This is a genomic window from Kitasatospora kazusensis (assembly GCF_039529945.1).
Lineage (GTDB): Bacteria > Actinomycetota > Actinomycetes > Streptomycetales > Streptomycetaceae > Kitasatospora > Kitasatospora kazusensis.
The window spans coordinates 307,776-329,355 of sequence record NZ_BAAANT010000002.1 but is presented as its reverse complement, the minus strand read 5'-3'; the positions used below and the strand labels follow the sequence as shown (position 1 = coordinate 329,355).

Genomic DNA, 21,580 nt, shown 5'->3' with positions numbered 1-21,580 from the left:
GGGAGGTACCCCCACGCGCCCCTGTTGGGTCAGCCCGTTACCGAAGAACTCCCGTGTCCATGCCGGAAGCTTCCGCCGGGAGGGCTACCAGCCCGAGTTCTGCCGGGGAGGCCAGCAGGTGATGGGCCGGGAGCACCCGGACGGTGTAGCCGAACGGGCCGGTGCGGGAGAGCTCCAGCGAGCCCTCGTAGCGCTGGCGTCCGTCCAGGTCGGGGCCGCCGACCGGCTTGAGCGCGAGCGAGACGGCGTCGGAGAGCCCGTCGGCCTCGTCCACCCGACCCGAGACCACCTGGACCTCGACGTCACCCGGGCGGAGCTGCCCGAGCGAGACCTGCGCCCGCAGGGTCAGCGTGGAGCCCAGCTCCTGGGCCTCGGCCGGGCCCTCGGCCTCGACGTGCTCGACCCGGACGGCCGGCCAGCCCTGCCGGACCCGGGTCTTCCACTCGGCCAGCGTCCGGGCACCCGCGTACGCGGAGCCGCCCGGACCGGCGGACAGCTCGCGCTGCGCCGCGGCCGCCGGGGCGTAGAGCCGCTCGACGTACTCCCGGACCATCCGGCCGGCCAGCACCTTCGGGCCGAGGGTGACCAGGGTGTGCCGGACCATCGCGATCCAGCGGTGCGGCAGCCCGTCCGAGGCGCGGTCGTAGAACCGGGCCGCGACCTGGTGCTCGATCAGGTCGTAGAGCGCGGCGGACTCGATGTCGTCCCGCCGCTCGGCCTCGGCGCTGTCCGGGTCGAGCTCGGAACTGATGCCGTCGGCGGTCGGGATCGCCCAGCCGTTCTGCCCGTCGTACCACTCGTCCCACCAGCCGTCCAGGACGGAGAGGTTGAGGCACCCGTTCAGCGCGGCCTTCATCCCGGACGTGCCGCAGGCCTCCAGCGGGCGGAGCGGGTTGTTCAGCCAGACGTCGCAGCCCGGGTAGAGGTGCTGGGCCATCGCCATGTCGTAGTCCGGCAGGAAGACGATCCGGTGCCGGACGGCCGGGTCGTCGGCGAAGGCGACCATCTGCTGGATCAGCCGCTTGCCGCCGTCATCGGCGGGGTGCGCCTTGCCCGCCACCACGATCTGGATCGGGTTGGTCGGGTGCAGCAGCAACGCCCGCAGCCGGGCCGGGTCGCGCAGCATCAGGGTCAGCCGCTTGTAGGAGGGGACCCGGCGGGCGAAGCCGATGGTGAGCACGTCCGGGTCGAGCACGGCGTCCACCCAGCCCAGCTCCGCGTCGCCCGCGCCGCGCTGGCGCCAGGAGGCACGGACCCGGCGGCGGGCCTCGTCCACCAGCTGGGCGCGCAGGCTGCGGCGCAGCTCCCAGATCTCGGCGTCGGGGATCTTCTCCAGGCCCGTCCAGCGCTTGGTGTCGCCCGTCGTCATGGCGTTCTCGGCCCGCTCCAGGCCGAGTTCGGCCACGCCGAGGCGGACCACCGCCGGGTCGATCCAGGTCGGCGCGTGGACGCCGTTGGTGACGGAGGTGATCGGCACCTCGGCGGCGTCGAAGCCCGGCCAGAGGCCGTTGAACATGCTCCGGCTGACCTCGCCGTGCAGGGTCGAGACGCCGTTGGCGCGCTGGGCCAGCCGCAGGCCCATCGCGGCCATGTTGAAGAGCTTCGGGTCGCCGCCGTGCCAGTTCTCCGCGCCGAGCGCGAGCACCTGGTCGGCCGGGACGCCGGACAGCGCGGCGTCGCCGCTGAAGTGCCGGGCGACCAGGTCGCGGTCGAAGCGGTCGATCCCGGCCGGGACGGGGGTGTGGGTGGTGAACAGCGTGCCGGCCCGGACGGACTCCAGGGCGGACGGGAAGTCCAGGCCCTCGGCGGCCAGCTCGCGGATCCGCTCCACGCCGAGGAAGCCGGCGTGGCCCTCGTTGGTGTGGAAGACCTCGGGCGCGGCGTGGCCGGTGAGCCGGCAGTACGTCCGCACCGCGCGGACGCCGCCGATGCCGAGCAGCATCTCCTGGAGCAGGCGGTGCTCGCTGCCGCCGCCGTACAGGCGGTCGGTGACGTTCCGGTCGGCGGCGGTGTTCGGTTCGATGTCGGAGTCGAGCATCAGCAGGGGGACGCGCCCGACCTGGGCCTTCCAGATGTGGGCGGCCAGGGTGCGGCCGGCCGGCAGCGCGAGGTCGATCCGGCAGGGGGTGCCGTCGCTCTCCCGGAGCAGGCTGACGGCCAGTTCGTCCGGGTCGAGCAGCGGGTAGCGCTCCTGCTGCCAGCCGTCCCGGGAGAGCGACTGGCGGAAGTAGCCGTGCCGGTAGAAGAGCCCGACCCCGATGACCGGCACGCCGAGGTCGCTGGCGGCCTTGAGGTGGTCACCGGCGAGGATCCCGAGACCGCCGGAGTACTGGGGCAGCGCGGCGGCGATGCCGTACTCGGGCGAGAAGTAGGCGATGCCGGCGGGCAGCGGGCTGCCGCCGTCGCCCGGGGGGATCGCGGACTGGTACCAGCGCGGGCCGGTCAGGTAGTCGCGCAGGTCGTCGGAGAGGTCGCCCAGTCGGCGGAGGAAGCGGCGGTCGGCCGCCAGTACGGCGAGCCTCCCGGCCGGGACCTCGCCGAGCAGCCGCACCGGGTCCTCGCCGACCGCCGCCCAGACCTCGGGATCGACGGAGCGGAAGAGCTCCCTCGTCTCGGGGTGCCAGGACCAACGGAGGTTCAGCGCGAGTTCGTGCAACGGCTGGAGTTGTTCGGGCAGGACGGTGCGGACGGTGAATCTGCGGATTGCCTTCACGGCCTGAAGCCTAGACCCGGAACATCAGGTGATGGGGCGTCAACTCTCGTCTTGCACACCCGTTCGGAGCATTGATGAGATCACATTCGGCGCACTCGGTGGCACGGGGGGCGCGAGGGGGCGCATCCCGTGCGAGGCACGCGCTCCCAGCGTGTGAACAGTCCGGAACGACTGCATTTCCACTGGCCGATCTGCCCCCGCCTACCGTCCGAAATCACGCGCTTACCCACCCGTAGGTCTTGCCGGTGGTGCGAGGATGCACAAAGGTCGTTGGAGCTGCGGGGAGTGCGATCCGCTCGGTGCCCCCTGCTGCCCTACGTCCGGACACTTCCCCCTGGCGAACCGTCATCTTCTGTAGCCCATTCGGCCTCCGTGGTGCCCATCAGGCGTGTCCTCATCCTGCTTCCGATCGTTTTCGGATGGGTTGGGTCACTCCAGGGCGCGCCCGGAGGGCCGCGCGCCGGGACGCGCGCGGTCCTCCGGGCTCCGGTCGGAGCCGGGCAGGTCGGCGACTGTGGCGGCGGGGGCGGGTCTCCGGGCGCACGTCCTCTCTCACCCCAGCAGTCCTCCCGGTACTCCCCCTGGCCCCGCACCGGCCGGCGGGAGCTGCCGCCGATCTCGGGCAGGAGTTTGGCATGCACGGCGACACGCGGGACCAGTCCACCTCGGCGAACAGCCAACCCGACACACCGTCAGGAGCGGAGCCTCCGCTCCCGGCCCCGCGCGCCCCCCGCGCCCCTCGCAGGACCGCCGCCGCCGGGACCACCGCCCCCGCGAGCACCGCCCCCAAGGCGGCCGCAGCGAAGACCACAGCCGGCCGGGCCACCGTGACGGAGCCGGCCGCCGCGGTGCGGAGGCCGGCGAAGCCCGGCACCCGCACCGCTACGAAGACCACGGCGAAGACCACGGCGAAGACCGCTACGAAGACCGCCGCGGGGACGGCGGCGAAAGCCCCCGCCGAGCAGCCCGCCCCCGCGCGCAAAGCCGCTCCCCGCACCGCCTCCGCCGCCCGCAGCACCTCCCCTCGTACCTCCGCCGCCCGCAGCACCTCCGCCCGCAAGACGACAGAGAGCGACACCGTGATCGGCCGCATCCCCGTCCTGGACGTCTCCCCCCTCATCGACGCCGGGCGGCGCCCGGCCAAGGCCGTGGCGGGCGAGCGGTTCCCGGTCACCGCCACCGTCTTCCGGGAGGGGCACGACGCGGTCAACGCCAACGTGGTGCTGCGCGACCCGCGCGGCCGCAGCGGCCCGTGGACGCCGATGCGCGAGCTGGCCCCGGGCACCGACCGCTGGGGCGCGTACGTCACGCCGGCCACCGAGGGCCGCTGGTCCTACCTGGTCGAGGCGTGGAGCGATCCGGTCGCCACCTGGCGCAAGGCCGCCGCGGTGAAGCTGCCTGCCGGGATCGACACCGCGCTCGTCCTGGAGGAGGGCGCGCAGCTGCTGGAGCGCGCCGCCTCGGGCGTCCCGAAGAAGGAGGGCCGGGCGCACGTCCTGGCCGCCGTCGACGCGCTGCGCGACACGGCCCTGCCACCGCTCAGCCGGCTCGCCTCCGCACTCGTCCCGGAGGTGACGGAGCTGCTGGCGCGCTACCCGCTGCGGGAGCTGCTCAGCACCTCGCGGCCGCTGCCGCTCCAGGTCGACCGGCAGCGGGCGCTGTACGGCGCCTGGTACGAGTTCTTCCCGCGCTCCGAGGGCGCGGTGGTCGACCCGGACGGCAACACCCCGCCGGTCTCGGGCACCTTCCGCACCGCCGAACAGCGGCTGCCCGCCGTCGCGGCGATGGGTTTCGACGTGCTCTACCTGCCGCCGATCCACCCGATCGGCCGAGCCTGGCGCAAGGGCCCGGACAACACCCTCACCGCCGGGCCGCACGACGTCGGCTCCCCGTGGGCGATCGGCTCGCCGGAGGGCGGCCACGACGCGGTCCACCCGGACCTCGGCACCATCGAGGACTTCGACCACTTCGTCGCCGAGGCCGCCGCGCTCGGCCTGGAGATCGCCCTCGACTTCGCCCTCCAGTGCTCGCCCGACCACCCGTGGGTCAACAAGCACCCCGAGTGGTTCACCCACCGGGCCGACGGCACCATCGCCTACGCCGAGAACCCGCCGAAGAAGTACCAGGACATCCACCCCGTCAACTTCGACCTGGACTTCGACGGCCTGGTCAAGGAGACCCTGCGGCTGCTGCGGTACTGGATGGCCCACGGCGTCCGGATCTTCCGGGTCGACAACCCGCACACCAAGCCGGTGGTCTTCTGGGAGAAGGTGCTCGGCGACATCGCCCGCACCGACCCCGACGTGGTGTTCCTCGCCGAGGCGTTCACCCGCCCGGCGATGATGCACACCCTGGGCCGGATCGGCTTCCACCAGTCCTACACGTACTTCACCTGGCGCACCACCAAGGCCGAACTCACCGAGTACCTCACCGAGCTGACGGGTGAGGCCGCCGCCTACATGCGCCCCAACTTCTTCGCCAACACCCCGGACATCCTGCCCGAACACCTCCGGACCGGAGGCCGGGCCGCTTTCGCCCTGCGCGCGGTACTCGCGGCCACCCTCGCCCCGAGCTACGGCGTCTACGCCGGGTACGAGCAGTACGAGAACGAAGCCGCCGGACCGGGCAGTGAGGAGTACGCGCACTCGGAGAAGTACGAGCTCCGGCCGCGCGACTGGAGCCGTACCGACACCCTCGCCCCGCTGCTCACCACGCTCAACCGCCTGCGGCGCCGCCACCCGGCCCTGCAGCAGCTGCGCGACCTGCGGTTCCACCCCACCGACAACGAGCACGTGATCGCGTACAGCAAGACCGCCGCCACCGAGGACGGTCTCACCGACCGGGTCGTCGTGGTGGTCAACCTCGACCCGCACCACCCCCAGGAAGCCACCGTCACCCTCGACGACGACGGCCCGCTCGCCGTGCACGACGAGCTGACCGGCGCGAGCTACACCTGGGGCCGGCACAACTACGTCCGGCTCGACCCTTCCGCCGCGCCGGCCCACCTCCTCACGGTTCGGAGGAACCCGCAGTGACAGTGAACGAGCCCGTACCCGACACCTTCGCCGAGACACCTCCGAAGAACCTGGACCCGGAGTGGTTCAAACGCGCGGTCTTCTACGAGGTGCTGGTCAGGTCCTTCCAGGACAGCAACGGTGACGGCATCGGTGACCTCAAGGGGCTCACCTCCAAGCTGGACTACCTCCAGTGGCTCGGCGTGGACTGCCTCTGGATCCCGCCGTTCTTCGCCTCGCCGCTGCGCGACGGCGGCTACGACGTGGCCGACTACAAATCGGTGCTGCCGGAGTTCGGCGACCTGGCCGACTTCGTGGAGTTCACCGACGCCGCCCACGCGCGCGGCATGCGGGTGATCATCGACTTCGTGATGAACCACACGAGTGACCAGCACCCGTGGTTCCAGGAGTCCCGCAGGGACCCGGACGGCCCGTACGGCGACTTCTACATGTGGGCCGACGACGACAAGCAGTACCCGGACGCCCGGATCATCTTCGTCGACACCGAGTCCTCCAACTGGACGTACGACCCCGTCCGCAAGCAGTACTTCTGGCACCGGTTCTTCTCGCACCAGCCGGACCTGAACTACGACAACCCGCGGGTGCAGGAGGAGATGATCGCGGGGCTGCGGTTCTGGCTGGATCTCGGGATCGACGGCTTCCGCCTCGACGCGGTGCCGTACCTGTTCGCGCGGGAGGGCACCAACTGCGAGAACCTGCCCGAGACGCACGAGTTCCTGCGCCGGGTCCGCAAGGAGATCGATGCGGACTACCCGGACACCGTGCTGCTGGCCGAGGCCAACCAGTGGCCCGAGGACGTGGTCGACTACTTCGGCGATTTCGCCTCCGGCGGCGACGAGTGCCACATGGCGTTCCACTTCCCCGTGATGCCGCGGATCTTCATGGCCGTCCGGCGGGAGAGCCGTTATCCGGTCTCCGAGATCCTCGCGAAGACGCCCACCATTCCCGGCAATTGCCAGTGGGGTATTTTCCTGCGCAACCACGACGAGCTGACCCTGGAAATGGTCACCGACGAGGAGCGCGACTACATGTACGCGGAGTACGCCAAAGATCCGCGGATGCGCGCCAACGTGGGGATCCGGCGCCGGCTCGCGCCGCTGCTGGAGAACGACCGGAACCAGATCGAGCTGTTCACGGCCCTGCTGCTCTCCCTCCCCGGCTCCCCCGTCCTCTATTACGGGGACGAGATCGGGATGGGCGACAACATCTGGCTCGGCGACCGGGACGGCGTCCGGACCCCGATGCAGTGGACCCCCGACCGGAACGCGGGTTTCTCCTCCGCCGACCCGGGCAGGCTCAGTCTGCCGCCCATCATGGATCCGGTGTACGGCTTCCAGGTGACCAACGTCGAAGCGCAGCAAAGCAGTTCGAGTTCACTGCTGCACTGGACGCGTCGCATGATCGAGATCCGCAAGCTCAACCCGGCGTTCGGCCTCGGCAGCTACACCGAGCTGCCGTCCAGCAACCCCGCGGTCCTGGCCTTCGTGCGCGAGCACGAGGGCGACCTGGTCATGTGCGTGAACAACTTCTCGCGGTTCGCGCAGCCGACCGAGTTGGACCTGCGGCGGTACGGCGGGCGGTACCCGGTGGAGCTGATCGGCGGCGTGCGCTTCCCGTCCATCGGCGAGTGGCCCTACCTGCTCACGCTGGCCGGGCACGGCTTCTACTGGTTCCAGCTGCGCAATCCCGCGCGAAACGGCGACTCCCGTGGGAAATAAGAGGCATTCCCCGGCAGTCGCGAAGTAACGATCCATCAGCTCGTCACCTCCGGGGGCGCGAGAGGGAAAACTCGCGCCCCCGGAGCTCTCTGCACCACCGCGTACGGAGAACAGCCCAACGGCCACCCACACTAAGGCGTGACACCCGAGCCCGGCTCGCGTGCCGTCGCCGTCGCGCCGCCGAAATCCGGAAGACTGACGGACCCGGCCAGACCCGTCGGGCAGTCGGCCCGCTTCCGGGGAAAGGGAGTCATGTCCGAAACCTCCCGTTCTCAAGCCCGTGTGCACCACGAGCCCTCCGAAGGCACTCCCGTGCCCGTGGGGCCCCGTGGCGCCGGGCTTCGCAGAACCACCCCCGGGGTCAGCGAGCTGGTGCAGGCCGCCCTGCCGCTGATCGCCGCCTGGCTGCCCGGCCAGCGCTGGTACGCCGGCAAGGGGCGCGCCATCACCGGCCTGACGCCGGTCCTCGGCACCCCCCTGCAGGTCGGCGACCCGGCCCTGCTGCACCTGCTGCTGAGGGTCGAGCACGCCGGCGGCGGCGACATCTACCAGCTCCTGCTCGGCACCCGTTCGCAGCAGCCCCCGGGCCTCGCCCCCTCCACCGTCCTCGGGCGGCTCAGCGGCGGCCCGTACGACGGTGCCGTGCTCTACGACGCCCTGCACGACCCGGAGCTGACGGGCCGCCTGCTGGAGCACCTGGCGACCGGGGACCGGTTCGGCGCGCTCGCCTTCCGCCGCACCCCGGGCCCCGGGCTGCCCGCCAACCTGCCGGGGCGCGCCAGCACCGCCGAGCAGAGCAACAGCTCGGTGATCTACGGCACCTCGTTCATCCTGAAGCTCTTCCGCCGCATCAGCCCCGGCACCAACCCGGACCTGGAGCTGTCCCTGGCGCTCTCCCGGGCCGGTTCGACGCGCATCCCCCGGGTCGCCGCGTGGTTCGAGAGCCGGATGGAGCGATCGGAACCGGCCACTCTGGGACTGCTCCAGCGCTACCTGCCGGACGCGGAGGACGGCTGGGAGCTCGCACTCGACCAGGTGGCCCGGCTCAAGGGCGACCCGTCCCCGGGCAACTTCGCGATCGAGGCGCACCGGCTGGGCCGCGCCACCGCCGAGGTGCACCGGGTACTGGCCCGCTCGATGCCGGTGGCCCGGCTGGACCGGGCCCAGCTGGGCCTGCTCGCCGGGGCGATGGCCGACCGGCTGGACAGCGCGGTGTCCGCCGTCCCCGGCCTGCTGCGCTACCGCCCGGCGCTGCGCACCGCCTTCCGGCAGCTGACGGCCGATCACCTGGACGGCGTACCCGTCCAGCGCATCCACGGGGACCTGCACCTCGGGCAGGCGATGCGCACCCCGCACGGCTGGGTCCTGCTCGACTTCGAGGGCGAGCCGGCCAAGCCGCTGGCCGAACGCAGGCTGCCGCAGCCGGCCCTGCGCGACGTCGCGGCCATGCTGCGCTCCTTCGACTACGCGGCCGCGCACCTGCTGGCCGGCGGCCCGCCCGACCCGGAGCTGGCCCACCTCGCGGCGGCCTGGGCGGCCCGCAACCGCACGGCGTACTGCGCGGGGTACAGCGCCGGCGGGGGCAGCGACCCGGGCGCCTCGCCGGAGCTGATGCGGGCGCTGGAGATCGACAAGGCGGTCTACGAGGTGGTCTACGAAGCCCGGCACCGGCCCAGCTGGCTGCCCATCCCGCTGGCCGCCATCAACCGCCTGGCCCTCACCGTCTGACGCCCGGCACCACCGACCCCCCGCAGGAGGACTCCGCCGTGACTCCGCTCGGCCCGAAGCACGACCGCAGCACGCCCGCCGTGCCCGCCACCTTCCTGTCCGGCAGGCCGGCGACACCGGCGCCCACCCGGCGGACGGGGAGTGCGCGCCGGAGCGCGGAGCCTGCGCCGGCTCCGCGGGCCACCCCTGCGGGGGGCGCGCAGCCGGACGGCGCGTCGGAGCAGGCGCACGCCCGCACGCACACCGGTTCACCCGGCAGCCCGCACGCCGTCCTGCGGCTGCCGGAGGCTCCGCTGCCGCCGTCCGAGATCGAGCGGCTGCTCTCCGGCGTGCACCACGACCCGCACGCCCTGCTGGGCGCGCACGTCGCCACCGAGGGCGTGACGATCCGGGTGCTGCGCCCGTTCGCCGAGCGGGTGGTGATCGAGACGGCGCACGGGCCGGCCGAGCTGACCCACCTGCGCTCCGGCCTGTTCACCGGGCTGCTGGCGGGCCGGCGGATCCCCGACTATCACCTGCTGGTGACGTACCCGGACGGCGAGCCGATCCGCCAGGAGGACGGCTACCGGACGGCGCCCACCCTCGGCGAACTCGACCTGCACCTGATCTCCGAGGGCCGGCACGAGCAGCTCTGGCGGGCACTCGGCTCCCACGTCCGGACGGTGGACGGGGTCCGCGGCACCGCCTTCGCGGTCTGGGCGCCGAACGCGGCGGGTGTCCGCCTGGTCGGCGACTTCAACCACTGGGACGGGACGGGCCACCCGATGCGCTCGCTCGGCTCCTCCGGGGTCTGGGAGCTCTTCGTACCGGGCCTCGGCGAGGGCGCCCAGTACAAGTACGAGATCCGCACCCGGCAGGGCTGGGTGCTCCAGAAGGCCGACCCGCTGGCCCGGGCCACCCAGTGCCCGCCGGCCACCGCGTCCGTGGTGCACACCTCCGCGTACGAGTGGGGCGACGACGAGTGGCTCGCGCGCCGGGCGCGCACCGTGCACCACCGCGCGCCGATGTCGGTCTACGAGCTGCACCTCGCCTCCTGGCGCCCGGACCTCACCACGTACCGCGAGATCGCCGAGGTACTGCCCGGCTACCTACAGGAGTTGAACTTCACCCACGTGGAGTTCATGCCGGTGATGGAGCACCCGTTCGGCGGCTCCTGGGGGTACCAGGTCTCCGGGTTCTACGCCCCGACCGCCCGGCTCGGCAGCCCGGACGACTTCAAGCACCTGATCGACGTGCTGCACCGGCACGGCATCGGCGTGATCATGGACTGGGTCCCCGCGCACTTCCCCAAGGACGACTTCGCGCTCGCCCGCTTCGACGGCGAGCCGCTCTACGAACCGGCCGACCCGCTGCGCGCCGAGCACCCGGACTGGGGGACGCTGGAGTTCGACTACGGCCGCACCGAGGTCCGCAACTTCCTGGTCGCCAACGCGGTCTACTGGTGCGAGGAGTTCCACATCGACGGCCTGCGGGTCGACGCCGTCGCCTCGATGCTCTACCTCGACTACTCGCGCGAGGGCGGCGCCTGGACGCCGAACCAGTTCGGCGGGCGGGAGAACCTCGACGCCGCCTCCTTCCTCCAGGAGATGAACGCGACCGTCTACCGCCGCTGCCCCGGCGTGGTCACCATCGCCGAGGAGTCCACGGCCTGGGACGGCGTGACCCGGCCCACCGACAGCGGGGGCCTCGGCTTCGGCCTGAAGTGGAACATGGGCTGGATGCACGACTCGCTGGTCTACATCTCCAAGGAGCCGGTGCACCGCAAGTTCCACCACAACGAGATCACCTTCTCGATGGTGTACGCCTACTCGGAGAACTACGTCCTGCCGATCTCGCACGACGAGGTGGTGCACGGCAAGCAGTCGCTGGTCTCCAAGATGCCCGGCGACTGGTGGCAGCAGCGCGCCAACCACCGCGCCTACCTCGGCTTCATGTGGGCCCACCCGGGCAAGCAACTCCTCTTCATGGGACAGGAGTTCGCCCAGGGCGCGGAGTGGGACCACGAGCAGGGCCCGCAGTGGTGGGTGCTCGCCGACGACTGGCCGGGCGCGGCCGGCCACCAGGGCGTGCAACGGCTGGTCGGCGCCCTGAACGCGGCCTACCTCGACGCGCCCGCGCTCTGGGAGCAGGACACCACCCCGGACGGCTTCCGCTGGCTGGACGGCGGCGCGGCCGAGGACAACGTGCTCTCCTTCGTCCGGTACGCCGCCGACGGCACCCCGCTGGTCGCCGTCAGCAACTTCTCCCCCGTCGTCCGGCACTGCTACCGGGTCGGCCTGCCCCCGCTGGACGGCCCCGAGCAGCTCTGGGAGGAGGCCTTCAACACCGACGCCGAGGAGTACGGCGGCAGCGGCGCCGCCAACTCCCAGCCGGTCAAGGCCGAACCGACCCCCTGGAACGACCAGCCCCGCAGCGCCGAACTGATCCTGCCCCCGCTCGCCACCGTCTGGCTCCGCCCGGCCCGCTGACGCGCGGGGCTCGCGTACGCACACGGGCAACCAGAGCAGGGGCGCGGGGCTCGCGCACGCACACGGGCAACCAGAGCAGGGGCGCGGGGAACTGCGCGATCAACCGCCGACGTACGTTGTGCCTCGGTCGCGCAGTTCCCCGCGCCCCTGGGAGGTGCCTGGCTGATCGGCGAGCGAAGGTGCACGTACGTCGTGCCTGGTCGCGCAGTTCTCCCCCAGCCTTCGGCCGGGGGTACCCCCACGCGCCCCTGAGGGAACCCGGTTGCGTACGCGCGTCCCCGTGCGAACGCTTGATCCGGACGCGCAGTATGGTCGGAGGAGCCAGAGGCGGACCGACCGGAACGGAGTGACCACGTGGCGCGCAGCGTGTACGTGACCGGGATCGACCGGGGTGACGGCCGGCAGGCCGTCGAGCTCGGGGTCATGGAACTGCTCACCCGCCAGGTGGACCGGGTCGGCGTCTTCCGCCCGCTGGTGCACGCCGGGGCGCCGGGCGAACGCGGCACCGACCACGTGGTCGAGCTGCTCCGCGCCCGCTACCGCCTCGACCTGCGCCAGGACGAGCTGTACGGCCTCAGCTACGAGGAGGCCGCCGCACTGCAGGCCGCGCAGGGGCAGGACGAGCTGGTCTCCACCCTGGTGGAGCGCTTCCGGGCGGTCGAACGGGGATGCCAGGCCGTGCTGGTGCTGGGCACCGACTTCGCCGACACCAACATCCCGGACGAGCTGGCCTTCAACGCCCGGCTGGCCAACGAGTTCGGGGCCTGGGTGCTCCCGGTGGTCGGCGGCCACGACGAGGACGCGCAGGCCGTCGTGGCCGAGGTCCGCAACGCCCACCGCGCCTACCGGGACCTGGGCTGCTCCACCCTCGCGATGATCGCCAACCGGGTGGCGCCGGGCGCCAAGCAGCAGGTGCTGCGCGGCCTGGCCGAGAAGCTGCCGATCCCGGCGTACGTGATCCCGGAGGAGCTCGCGCTCGCCGCGCCGACCGTGGCGCAGCTGGTCGACGCCACCGGCGCGGAGGTGCTGCTCGGCGACGCGGCCGGACTGGCCCGGGACGTCCGGGGCTTCGTGTTCGGCGGTGCGATGCTGCCGACCTTCCTGCCCGCGCTGACCGAGGGCGCGCTGGTGGTGACCCCGGGCGACCGCGCCGACCTGCTGATCGGCTCGCTCGCCGCGCACGCGGCCGGCGCCCCGCCGATCGCGGGCGTACTGCTGACGCTCGGTCAGCACCCGGGCCCGAACGTGCTGGCGCTCGCCGCCCGGCTCGCTCCCGGCACGCCCGTCGCGGTCGTCCCCGAGGGCAGCTGGCTCACCGCCGCCGCGCTCACCCACCTGGAGGGCAAGCTCACCTCGGCCGGCCCGAGGAAGGCCGAGATCGCCCTCGGACTCTTCGAACTGCACGTCGACACCGCCGAGTTGACCAGCCGGATCGAGCTGAGCCGGACGGAGCGGGTCACCCCGATGATGTTCGAGCACGCCCTGCTGGAGCGCGCCCGGGCCGGCCGCCGCAGGGTGGTGCTGCCCGAGGGCACCGAGGAGCGGGTGCTGCGGGCCGCCGAGATCCTGCTGCGCCGCAACATCTGCGACCTCACCCTGCTGGGCGACCCGGAGACCGTCCGCCGCAAGGCCGCCGGGCTCGGCATCGACCTCCCGCAGCCCGACCCGGCCGCGGACCGGGCCCAGCTGCAGATCGTCGACCCGGCGACCAGCCCGCTGCGCCAACAGTTCGCCGAGCTGTACGCCAAGCTCCGCGCCCACAAGGGGATGACGGTCGAGCTCGCGCTGGACGTGGTCACCGACGTCTCCTACTTCGGCACCCTGATGGTCCAGGAGGGCATCGCCGACGGCATGGTCTCCGGCGCCGTGCACTCCACCGCCGCGACCATCCGCCCCGCCTTCGAGGTGATCAAGACCGCGCCGGGCGCCGCGATCGTCTCCTCGGTCTTCTTCATGTGCCTGGCCGACAAGGTGCTGGTCTACGGCGACTGCGCCGTCAACCCCGACCCGGACGCCCAGCAGCTCGCCGACATCGCCGTCCAGTCGGCCGACACGGCGGCCCAGTTCGGCGTCGAGCCGCGGGTCGCGATGCTCTCGTACTCGACCGGCACCTCGGGCTCGGGCGCGGACGTGGACAAGGTCCGCAAGGCCACCGAGATCGTCCGCGCGCTGCGCCCGGACCTGCTGGTCGAGGGCCCGATCCAGTACGACGCCGCCGTGGACGCCCATGTCGCCGCCACCAAACTGCCGGGCTCCCCGGTCGCCGGGCGGGCGACGGTGCTGGTCTTCCCGGATCTGAACACCGGCAACAACACCTACAAGGCCGTCCAGCGCTCGGCCGGCGCGGTGGCGGTCGGCCCGGTGCTGCAAGGGCTGCGCAAGCCCGTCAACGACCTGTCGCGCGGCGCGCTGGTGGAGGACATCGTCAACACCGTCGCGATCACCGCGATCCAGGCGCAGAACCCCGGACCACCCCAGAACCCCTAGGAAACACCCAGTGAGCACAGGCACCCGTGTCCTCGTCCTCAACGCCGGCTCCTCGTCGGTCAAGTACCAGCTGATCGAGATGCTCGACGGCTCCCGGCTCGCCGCCGGCCTGGTCGAGCGGATCGGCGAGCCCAACGGGCGCCTCGTCCACACCCCCCGCGGCGGGCCCCGGCGGGAGACCCTCCAGACCTTCCCGGACCACGGCGCGGCGCTGAAGTCCGTCGCCGAGGAGCTGGCCGCCGACGGGGTCGGCCTGGACTCCCCCGAGCTGGCGGCGATCGGCCACCGGGTGGTGCACGGCGGGCTGCGGTTCACCGCGCCGACGCTGGTCGACGACGAGGTGCTGGCCGAGATCCGCCGCCTCGTCCCGGTCGCCCCGCTGCACAACCCGGCCAACATCACCGGCATCGAGGTCGCCCGCGCGCTGCGCCCGGACCTGCCGCAGATCGCGGTCTTCGACACCGCCTTCCACGCGACGATGCCCGAGTACGCCGCCCGGTACGCGATCGACCGGGCCGTCGCGGACGAGCACCGGGTCCGCCGGTACGGGTTCCACGGCACCTCGCACCAGTACGTCTCGCGGGCGACGGCCGCGCTGCTCGGCCGGGACCCGGCCGAGCTGAACGTGATCGTGCTGCACCTGGGCAACGGCGCCTCCGCCTCGGCGGTGGCGGGCGGGGTCTGCGTGGACACCTCGATGGGCCTGACGCCGCTGGAGGGCCTGGTGATGGGCACCCGTTCGGGCGATGTCGACCCCGGCGTGGTCTTCCACCTGCACCGGGTCGGCGGGCTGACGATCGATCAGATCGACGACCTGCTGAACCGTCGCAGCGGCCTGCTCGGGCTGTGCGGGGACAACGACATGCGCGAGATCATGCGGCGGTCCGAGGAGGGCGACGCGGCGGCCCGGCTGGCGTTCGACACGTACGTCCACCGGCTGCGCAAGTACATCGGCGGGTACTACGCCGTCCTCGGGCGGGTGGACGCGATCGCGTTCACGGCCGGGGTCGGCGAGAACGCCGCGCCGGTGCGCGCGGCCGCCACGGCGGGGCTGGACCAGCTCGGGATCTCGGTGGACCCGGAGCTGAACGCCGTCCGGTCCGGGGAGGCGCGGGTGATCTCACCCGAATACTCACGGGTAACCGTGGCGGTGGTGCCGACCGACGAGGAGCTGGAGATCGCCCAGCAGGCCTTCGCCCTGGTGCACGCGGCCGGCTGACCGGAAGTCAGCGCTCCATCCCACCCCTTGGAATGCTTCGTTGGCGATTCCTCACGATTCGGGCGGAATGCACCTATAACACGAACGGATAGACTGACGGATATGCGCCGAGCGAAAATTGTCTGCACCCTGGGTCCGGCCACGGACTCCTACGAACAGCTGAAGGCCATCGTCGAGGCGGGCATGAACGTCGCCCGACTGAACATGAGCCACGGCTCCCACGCGGAGCACGAGGAGCGGTACCAGAAGGTCCGCCAGGTCGCCGGGGACACCGGCCGTACCATCGGGATCCTCGCCGACCTGCAGGGCCCCAAGATCCGTCTGGCGACCTTCGCCAACGGACCGGTGACCGTCGACAACGGCGACGAGTTCACCATCACCACCGAGGATGTGCCCGGGGACCAGCACATCTGCGGCACCACCTACAAGGGCCTGCCCGGCGACGTGAAGCCCGGCGACCCGATCCTGATCAACGACGGCGTCATCGCCCTGGAGGTCGTCAGCGTCGACGGCCCCCGGGTGAAGACCGTGGTCGTCGAGGGCGGCGTGCTCTCGAACAACAAGGGGATCAACCTCCCCGGTGCGGCCGTCAACGTGCCGGCCCTGTCCGAGAAGGACAAGGACGACCTGCGGTTCGCGCTGGCGTTGGGCGTCGACATGATCGCGCTCTCCTTCGTCCGCAACGCCGGGGACATCGACGACGTCCACAAGGTGATGGACGAGGTCGGCATCCGCGTCCCGGTCATCGCCAAGATCGAGAAGCCGCAGGCCGTCGAGGCCATGGAGGAGATCGTCCTCGCCTTCGACGCCATCATGGTCGCCCGTGGCGACCTGGCCGTCGAGTACCCGCTGGAGCGGGTGCCGCTGGTCCAGAAGCAGCTGATCACGCTGGCCCGCCGCAACGCCAAGCCGGTCATCGTCGCCACCCAGATGATGGAGTCGATGATCCACGCCTCGCGGCCGACCCGCGCCGAGGCCTCGGACGTCGCCAACGCCATCCTGGACGGCGCGGACGCGGTCATGCTGTCCGCCGAGTCCAGCGTGGGCAAGTTCCCGGTCGAGACGGTCAAGACCATGAGCCGGATCTGCGAGACGGCCGAGGAGGAGCTGGTCAGCCAGGGCCTCCAGCCGCTCAACCCGGGCCGCAAGCCGCGCACCCAGGGCGGCTCGATCGCCCGCGCCGCCTGCGAGCTGGGCGACTTCCTGAACGCCGAGTCGCTGGTGGCCTTCACCAAGTCCGGCGACACCGCCCGCCGGCTGTCCCGCTACCGCTCGCCGATCCCGGTGATCGCCTTCACCCCGGACGCCGCCACCCGCAACCAGCTCTCGCTGAGCTGGGGCGTCGAGGCGTACGTGACGGAGCAGGTCGAGACCACCGACGAGATGGTGCTCCAGGTCGACCGTGAGCTGCTGGCGATGAACCGCCTCGGCGTCGGCGACACCGTCATCGTCACGGCCGGCTCGCCCCCCGGCATCCCCGGCAACACCAACATGGTCCAGGTCCACCACCTGGGCGCGCGCGGCGAGGCCTGACCGGCCCCGCCCACCGCACGAACGCCCGTGGGGCGCCCCTCCGCCGGAAGCGGAGGGGCGCCCCACGGGCGTTCGCGGTCCTGCTCTCAGCCGCCGTAGGGCTGGTTGTCGTTGTACATCTGCATGCCGGGGATGGTCAGCGCGCCGCCGAACTGGCCCGCCTGGATGGCCGTGACCTGCTTCAGCTCCAGGTCCAGCGGGATCGGGATCGCACCGATCAGGTCGTAGAGCCACTGCGGCAGGGTCGTCGGCGTGAGGGTGATCGCGCCGAGATCGATCGGGATCGGCAGGCCGATGATCTTGCTGAGGTGCCCGGACAGGCTCTCGACGTACATCGTCACCGGGCCGTGGTGGATGGTGGAGGTCGAGCCCGCGCGGCCCTTCACGTGGAAGGTCATGCCGTTGCCCTCAAGTGTCGACATGTCGAGGTTGTCGATCTCGACGTTCTGCACGACGAACTTCAGCACCCGCTTCGTCCCGGACTGGGTCCGGACGTCGTACAGGCCGTAGAACTGCGCCTGGTTCAGCCCCAGCCGGGTGGTGCGCAGCGTCCAGTTCTGCTCGGGGACGACCCAGCCCGACTCCTCCGAGTGGGCCACCAGGGCGTGGGCGTCGACCTGGCAGTTCGGGTTCTTGGACGGCGCGGCGGACGGCGGGGCCGTCGGCTGCGCCTTCTTGCCCGTACCACCGCTCGGGACCCCGGAGACCGGGGCGCTCGGCGCGCTCGCGGAGGACGCGGGCGAGGCGCCGACGGCGTCCGGGACCTGGCCGGCTCCGGCCTGGCCCGACGGGGGCGTACCGGGCGCGGACGCCGGAGTACCCGGGGCGCCCGGGGCCGACGTGGGCCCGGGGGCGGGCGCGGACGGCGGCTGCGGCGCCGGCGTGGGCGCGAGCGTCGGCACCGGGGCGGGGGTGGGCTTCTCGGTGGGGTGCAGGCCGTGGCCGGGCTCGAACGGGTGCAGGATGCCGTCCAGGATGTCGTCGATGATCCCGTTCGGCTGCACCGCGGCGGCCCGCGCGGGCGCGCTGGGTGCGGCGGAGGCGCTGGGCGACGCGGAGGCACTGGGCGACCCGGAGGCGGACGCGCTGGGTACGGCGCTCGGCGAGCCGGACGCGGCGGCCGCGTGCGGTGCGGCGGCGAGGCGCGGAGCGAGCGGGGCCGACGGCAGCGTGGTCGGGGTGGACCCGGCCGGGGTGGACGCGGTCGGCGCGGGCGTGACCGGCGGCCGGGTGGGCGCCTGGGTCGGCGGCACCGGGGCCTGCGTCGGGTTCGCCGTCGCGGTGGGCGGCTGGAGCGGCCCACCGGTCGGGTTCGGCACCGGGGTGATCTCGCTCTTCGGGACCGGCGTCTCCTCCAGCACGGTGTCCGGAGCTATCGCACAGGCCGGGGTCTTCTGGGTGTCGGCCATCGCCAGGGTCGGGATCATCGTCCCCATCACCAGCGCGGTCGGCATCGCGGCGATCGCCAGGGCCCGCCCGCGCAGGCGGCTGCGGGCGCTGACTCTGGGCAGCGCGTGCCGGGGGCCGGGCACCCGGGCCCCCTCGGCCCGCTCTCCGTCGGCGATCACAGCTGCTCCCCGGGGGCCGTGTCCTCCGCCTCGGCTTGCTGCTCGTCAAGCGCCTGCGGGGCGGCGGCGGCGGCCGACGGCTGCACCTTCAGCGGCGTCCAGGCGGCGAGCAGGCCGCCGCCCAGCAGGCCGGTGATCAGGCCCATCCCGAAACCGCCGAGGTTGGAGACCGGGACGGAGACCAGCGCCAGGATGGTGACCGCCACCCCGCAGAAGACCCGCACGAGCGGCTGGAACCAGGCGGTCAGACCGAGGGTGATCATCAGCAGTCCGATGATCAGTGACCCGGCACCGGCCGTGGTGGCCATCGTCATCGTGAGCCCGGCCAGGTGCAGCTTGGCGTAGGGGAAGTACATGATCGGAAGGCCCGCGATCATGGCCAGCAGGCCGCCCCAGAACGGGCGGGTACGCCGCCACGTGCGGAACTTCAGCCTCAGACGGCTGAAGCCGCCCGTCTCTTCGGGCCACTCGGCGGCGATTGCGCTGGACATGGTGCGAGCTCCTCGATGATGGGTACGAGGGGATATCTGACAGTGCGGCCGGGAGCGGCCGAACAGCGACGCTCCCGACCGCTGGGTCCGGGGGCCGACGGCATCAGCCGTCGGCCCCCGGACTCCTAGTAGCACTCCTTGGCGTCGTCGCCCGGGGCCGCGGCGCTGGTCACCGTGAGGTGCAGACCGGGCAGCTTGAACGTGCCGGCCGAGGTCGACCAGGCGGTCTGCTGCACGTTGGTCAGGTGCGCGTGCGGGGCGGACTGGCCGAACATGCTGCTCATACCCTGCGCGTGACCCGGCAGGGTCGCCGCGTCCTGGCCGATGTTGATGCCGTTGACCTTGTTGTAGTTCGGGTCGTCGGTCTTCAGCCCGTTGTCGAACTGCGCGTCGGCGTTGAGCGAGTCGAGGCCGATCATCAGGTTCGTGGCCGTGACCGGGTCGGTGGCGCCGTTGCCCGCGTGCAGCTTCAGGATGTACGTGCCCAGCCCCGGGACGGGGATCGGCACGGACTGGCACAGGTGCTGGATCGAGGCGGTGTCGAACGCCGAGATGGCCACCGGGTGAGCCGCGCCCGAACCCGAGACCACATCGCCGTACTGGGCGAAGTTGGTACCGTCCAGGTCGTCGGCGGTCACCTTGAACTTCATGCCGGAGACGCTGAACGAGGCGGCGAGCGCGCTGCTCGCGAGGCCGACGCCGATGGCGGCGGTCGCAGCGATGCTGGGCACCATCACCAGGGCGAAGCGCTTCCAGCTGGTCTTGCCGTAAGTCTGGGACATGCGAGTCCTCCTTCTAGGACGTACATCTCCAGCCGCGCCCGGTGCTTCCCGCACGGGAGTCGGCCTGGGATGGGAGAGAGCTACGTCCTCGGTAGCGGAGAGCGCCTCGGGAATCGGCGGAACGGGGAGCTGCCGTCACTGCGGGGCTCCCTTCCTGGCACCGGCTGCCTCACGGCAGCGGGTACGACCGACGACACCGGCGATCACCCCCGAGCGACAACCAGCGACCGCGCGGGGTGCGCGGCCGCAAGAGGACAGGAACCGCGCGTGGGATCCGCGGATACCCCCCTGCCCTGAAGCCTCCGGCCGGAGCCGGGGGCTGCCCGGTGGGGATCCCACTGAGGGGACCGGGCGTGGCCGATCGTGCTTGAATCCCGGGCGAAGCACAAGGGGTTCATTACTGACGGGTAATCCAACATCAGATGTCGCTGATCATGGAATCGAAGGCATCGGCACGCAGGGTGACACCATGAAGGATTTGTGTTGCCGAAACTCCCTCGAAACAGGGGCGAAACACCCCTCGGCGGCCACCATTGGTGACCGCCGAGGGGCATTGTCAAGATTTGATAAAGCTCCGCCGGTGCGCCTGTTTTGTCGCCAAATCACCACAGACACCGCAGGTCACCCACCGTGCCAACCCGGCACCGGCCACCGGCTCCTGCCCAGCGGTCAGAACAGCACCCGCGCCAGCGCGCCGCGCGCGACCGTGACCCGCGGGTCCTCCGGGCCGATCACCTCGAAGAGCTCCAGCAGCCGCAGCCGGGCGGTGTCGCGGCCCGCGCCGAACGTCCGTCCGACGGTGTCGACCAGGCGCCCGAAGGCGTCCTCCACATGGCCGCCCACCAGGTCCAGATCGGCGGCGTCCAGCTGGGCCGCGACGTCCTTCGGGTCGTTCGCGGCGGCCGAGCGGACCTTCTGCGGGTCCAATGCCTCGACCCGGTGCAGCAGTTGGGCCTGCGCCAGCCCGAGCTTGGCCTCGGTGTTGCCGGGCTGGTCGAGCAGCACGTTCTGGTACGCCTGGACGGCGCCGCCCAGGTCACCGCGGTCCAAGGCATCGTGCGCGGCCGCGAGCGCCGGGTCCTCGGGGGCGTACGAGGACGGCTCGGCCGCCCCCTCGCCCGCCGGGGCGCCGGTGCCGCCGACGATCCCGAAGCGCTGCTCGGCGACGGCGATCAGCTGGTCCAGGATCTTGCGGACGTTGGCCTCGTTCTCGGCGCCCTGGAAGAGCGGGACGAGCTGGCCGGCCACGACCGCCATCACGGCCGGGATGCCCTGGATGCCGAACTGCTGGGCGATCTCCTGGTTGGCGTCCACGTCGATCTTGGCGAGCACGATCCGGCCGGAGTACTCCTCGGCCAGCCGCTCCAGGATCGGGCTGAGCTGCTTGCACGGGCCGCACCACTCGGCCCAGAAGTCGACGACGACCGGGACCTCGGCCGAGCGCTGGACGACCTCGACCTCGAAGGTGTCCTCGCTGACGTCGATGACCAGCGGGTAGAGCTGCCCCTGCGGGGCCGTGCCGTCCGCTTCGGCCGTGGCCGCCTGGCGGGCCCGCTCGGCCCTGGCCTGCTCGGCCTTCTGAGCGGCCTCGCCGGCCGCCTTCACTGCGGCGAGGTCGACCGCACCGCGCAGGGCGGAGCTGTTGAGACGCGAATTCCGTGGCTGCATGGCACTATCCTCCCCCGTTCGCCCGGGTGACGGGCACCAACCGCCGGGAAATCCCCCACCGGGTTTCCGACGGGAGTCCACCTCCCCGGGCTGTTGCGACGCGCCCCTGCGGGGGTCTCCTCCCCCGAGGGCCGGCTCAGAGCCGGCGCGGATCCCCACCCGCGCCCCGC

Annotated in this window: 12 protein-coding genes; 7 read left to right on the top strand and 5 right to left on the bottom strand. The window is 72.1% G+C overall.

Annotation, left to right across the window (positions count from 1 at the left end; all coding sequences use genetic code 11):
- Window positions 1-37: 37 nt before the first annotated feature.
- Window positions 38-2,713: an alpha-glucan family phosphorylase gene (gene glgP, locus ABD330_RS03520; protein ID WP_344460496.1), complete on the bottom strand. Its 2,676-nt coding sequence runs from the start codon at window positions 2,711-2,713 to the stop codon at window positions 38-40.
- A 1,079-nt stretch (window positions 2,714-3,792) separates the two neighbouring features.
- On the opposite strand from glgP, the gene ABD330_RS03515 reads away from it, so the two are divergent.
- The 7 genes from ABD330_RS03515 (at window position 3,793) to pyk (ending at window position 16,901) form a co-directional block, all read left to right on the top strand.
- Window positions 3,793-5,748: an alpha-1,4-glucan--maltose-1-phosphate maltosyltransferase gene (locus ABD330_RS03515; RefSeq protein WP_344460637.1), complete on the top strand. Its 1,956-nt coding sequence runs from the start codon at window positions 3,793-3,795 to the stop codon at window positions 5,746-5,748.
- A complete protein-coding gene (treS, locus tag ABD330_RS03510; RefSeq protein ID WP_344460494.1) occupies window positions 5,745-7,466 on the top strand; it encodes a maltose alpha-D-glucosyltransferase in 1,722 nt (573 codons plus the stop codon). The genes ABD330_RS03515 and treS overlap by 4 nt, the downstream gene beginning before the upstream one ends.
- Window positions 7,467-7,718: 252 nt before the next feature.
- Window positions 7,719-9,194, top strand: coding sequence for a maltokinase N-terminal cap-like domain-containing protein (locus ABD330_RS03505; RefSeq protein ID WP_425555423.1), 1,476 nt, complete (start codon window positions 7,719-7,721; stop codon window positions 9,192-9,194).
- A gap of 38 nt (window positions 9,195-9,232) precedes the next feature.
- Entirely contained in the window at window positions 9,233-11,662 is a 2,430-nt protein-coding gene (gene glgB, locus ABD330_RS03500) for a 1,4-alpha-glucan branching protein GlgB (RefSeq protein ID WP_344460490.1), read from the top strand.
- A 354-nt stretch (window positions 11,663-12,016) separates the two neighbouring features.
- Entirely contained in the window at window positions 12,017-14,149 is a 2,133-nt protein-coding gene (gene pta, locus ABD330_RS03495; RefSeq protein ID WP_344460488.1) for a phosphate acetyltransferase, read from the top strand.
- A 10-nt stretch (window positions 14,150-14,159) separates the two neighbouring features.
- The gene (locus tag ABD330_RS03490; RefSeq protein ID WP_344460486.1) at window positions 14,160-15,368 is read left to right on the top strand and encodes an acetate kinase; all 1,209 of its coding nucleotides are present in this window, start codon (window positions 14,160-14,162) and stop codon (window positions 15,366-15,368) included.
- A gap of 102 nt (window positions 15,369-15,470) precedes the next feature.
- Window positions 15,471-16,901 carry a pyruvate kinase gene (gene pyk, locus ABD330_RS03485; RefSeq protein ID WP_344460485.1) on the top strand — a complete coding sequence of 477 codons (1,431 nt, stop codon included), beginning with the start codon at window positions 15,471-15,473 and terminating at the stop codon, window positions 16,899-16,901.
- A gap of 86 nt (window positions 16,902-16,987) precedes the next feature.
- Here pyk and ABD330_RS03480 read toward each other — a convergent pair whose 3' ends face one another.
- The 4 genes from ABD330_RS03480 to trxA form a co-directional block, all read right to left on the bottom strand.
- Window positions 16,988-18,469 carry a hypothetical protein gene (locus tag ABD330_RS03480; RefSeq protein ID WP_344460483.1) on the bottom strand — a complete coding sequence of 494 codons (1,482 nt, stop codon included), beginning with the start codon at window positions 18,467-18,469 and terminating at the stop codon, window positions 16,988-16,990.
- The gene (locus ABD330_RS03475) at window positions 18,466-18,960 is read right to left on the bottom strand and encodes a DUF6114 domain-containing protein (protein ID WP_344460481.1); all 495 of its coding nucleotides are present in this window, start codon (window positions 18,958-18,960) and stop codon (window positions 18,466-18,468) included. The genes ABD330_RS03480 and ABD330_RS03475 overlap by 4 nt, the downstream gene beginning before the upstream one ends.
- A gap of 125 nt (window positions 18,961-19,085) precedes the next feature.
- Window positions 19,086-19,742 (bottom strand): DUF6230 family protein, encoded by a 657-nt coding sequence (locus ABD330_RS03470; protein ID WP_344460479.1) that lies wholly within the window; start codon window positions 19,740-19,742, stop codon window positions 19,086-19,088.
- Between the two features lie 669 nt (window positions 19,743-20,411).
- Window positions 20,412-21,410 (bottom strand): thioredoxin, encoded by a 999-nt coding sequence (gene trxA / locus ABD330_RS03465; RefSeq protein ID WP_344460477.1) that lies wholly within the window; start codon window positions 21,408-21,410, stop codon window positions 20,412-20,414.
- Window positions 21,411-21,580 lie beyond the last annotated feature (170 nt).

Bases quoted from the DNA above. Each gene is read 5' to 3' on its own strand.
- ABD330_RS03470 (WP_344460479.1), bottom strand. From the start codon at position 19,742: ATGTCCCAGACTTACGGCAAGACCAGCTGGAAGCGCTTCGCCCTGGTG.
- pyk (WP_344460485.1), top strand. From the start codon at position 15,471: ATGCGCCGAGCGAAAATTGTCTGCACCCTGGGTCCGGCCACGGACTCC.
- trxA (WP_344460477.1), bottom strand. From the start codon at position 21,410: ATGCAGCCACGGAATTCGCGTCTCAACAGCTCCGCCCTGCGCGGTGCG.
- ABD330_RS03475 (WP_344460481.1), bottom strand. From the start codon at position 18,960: ATGTCCAGCGCAATCGCCGCCGAGTGGCCCGAAGAGACGGGCGGCTTC.
- ABD330_RS03505 (WP_425555423.1), top strand. From the start codon at position 7,719: ATGTCCGAAACCTCCCGTTCTCAAGCCCGTGTGCACCACGAGCCCTCC.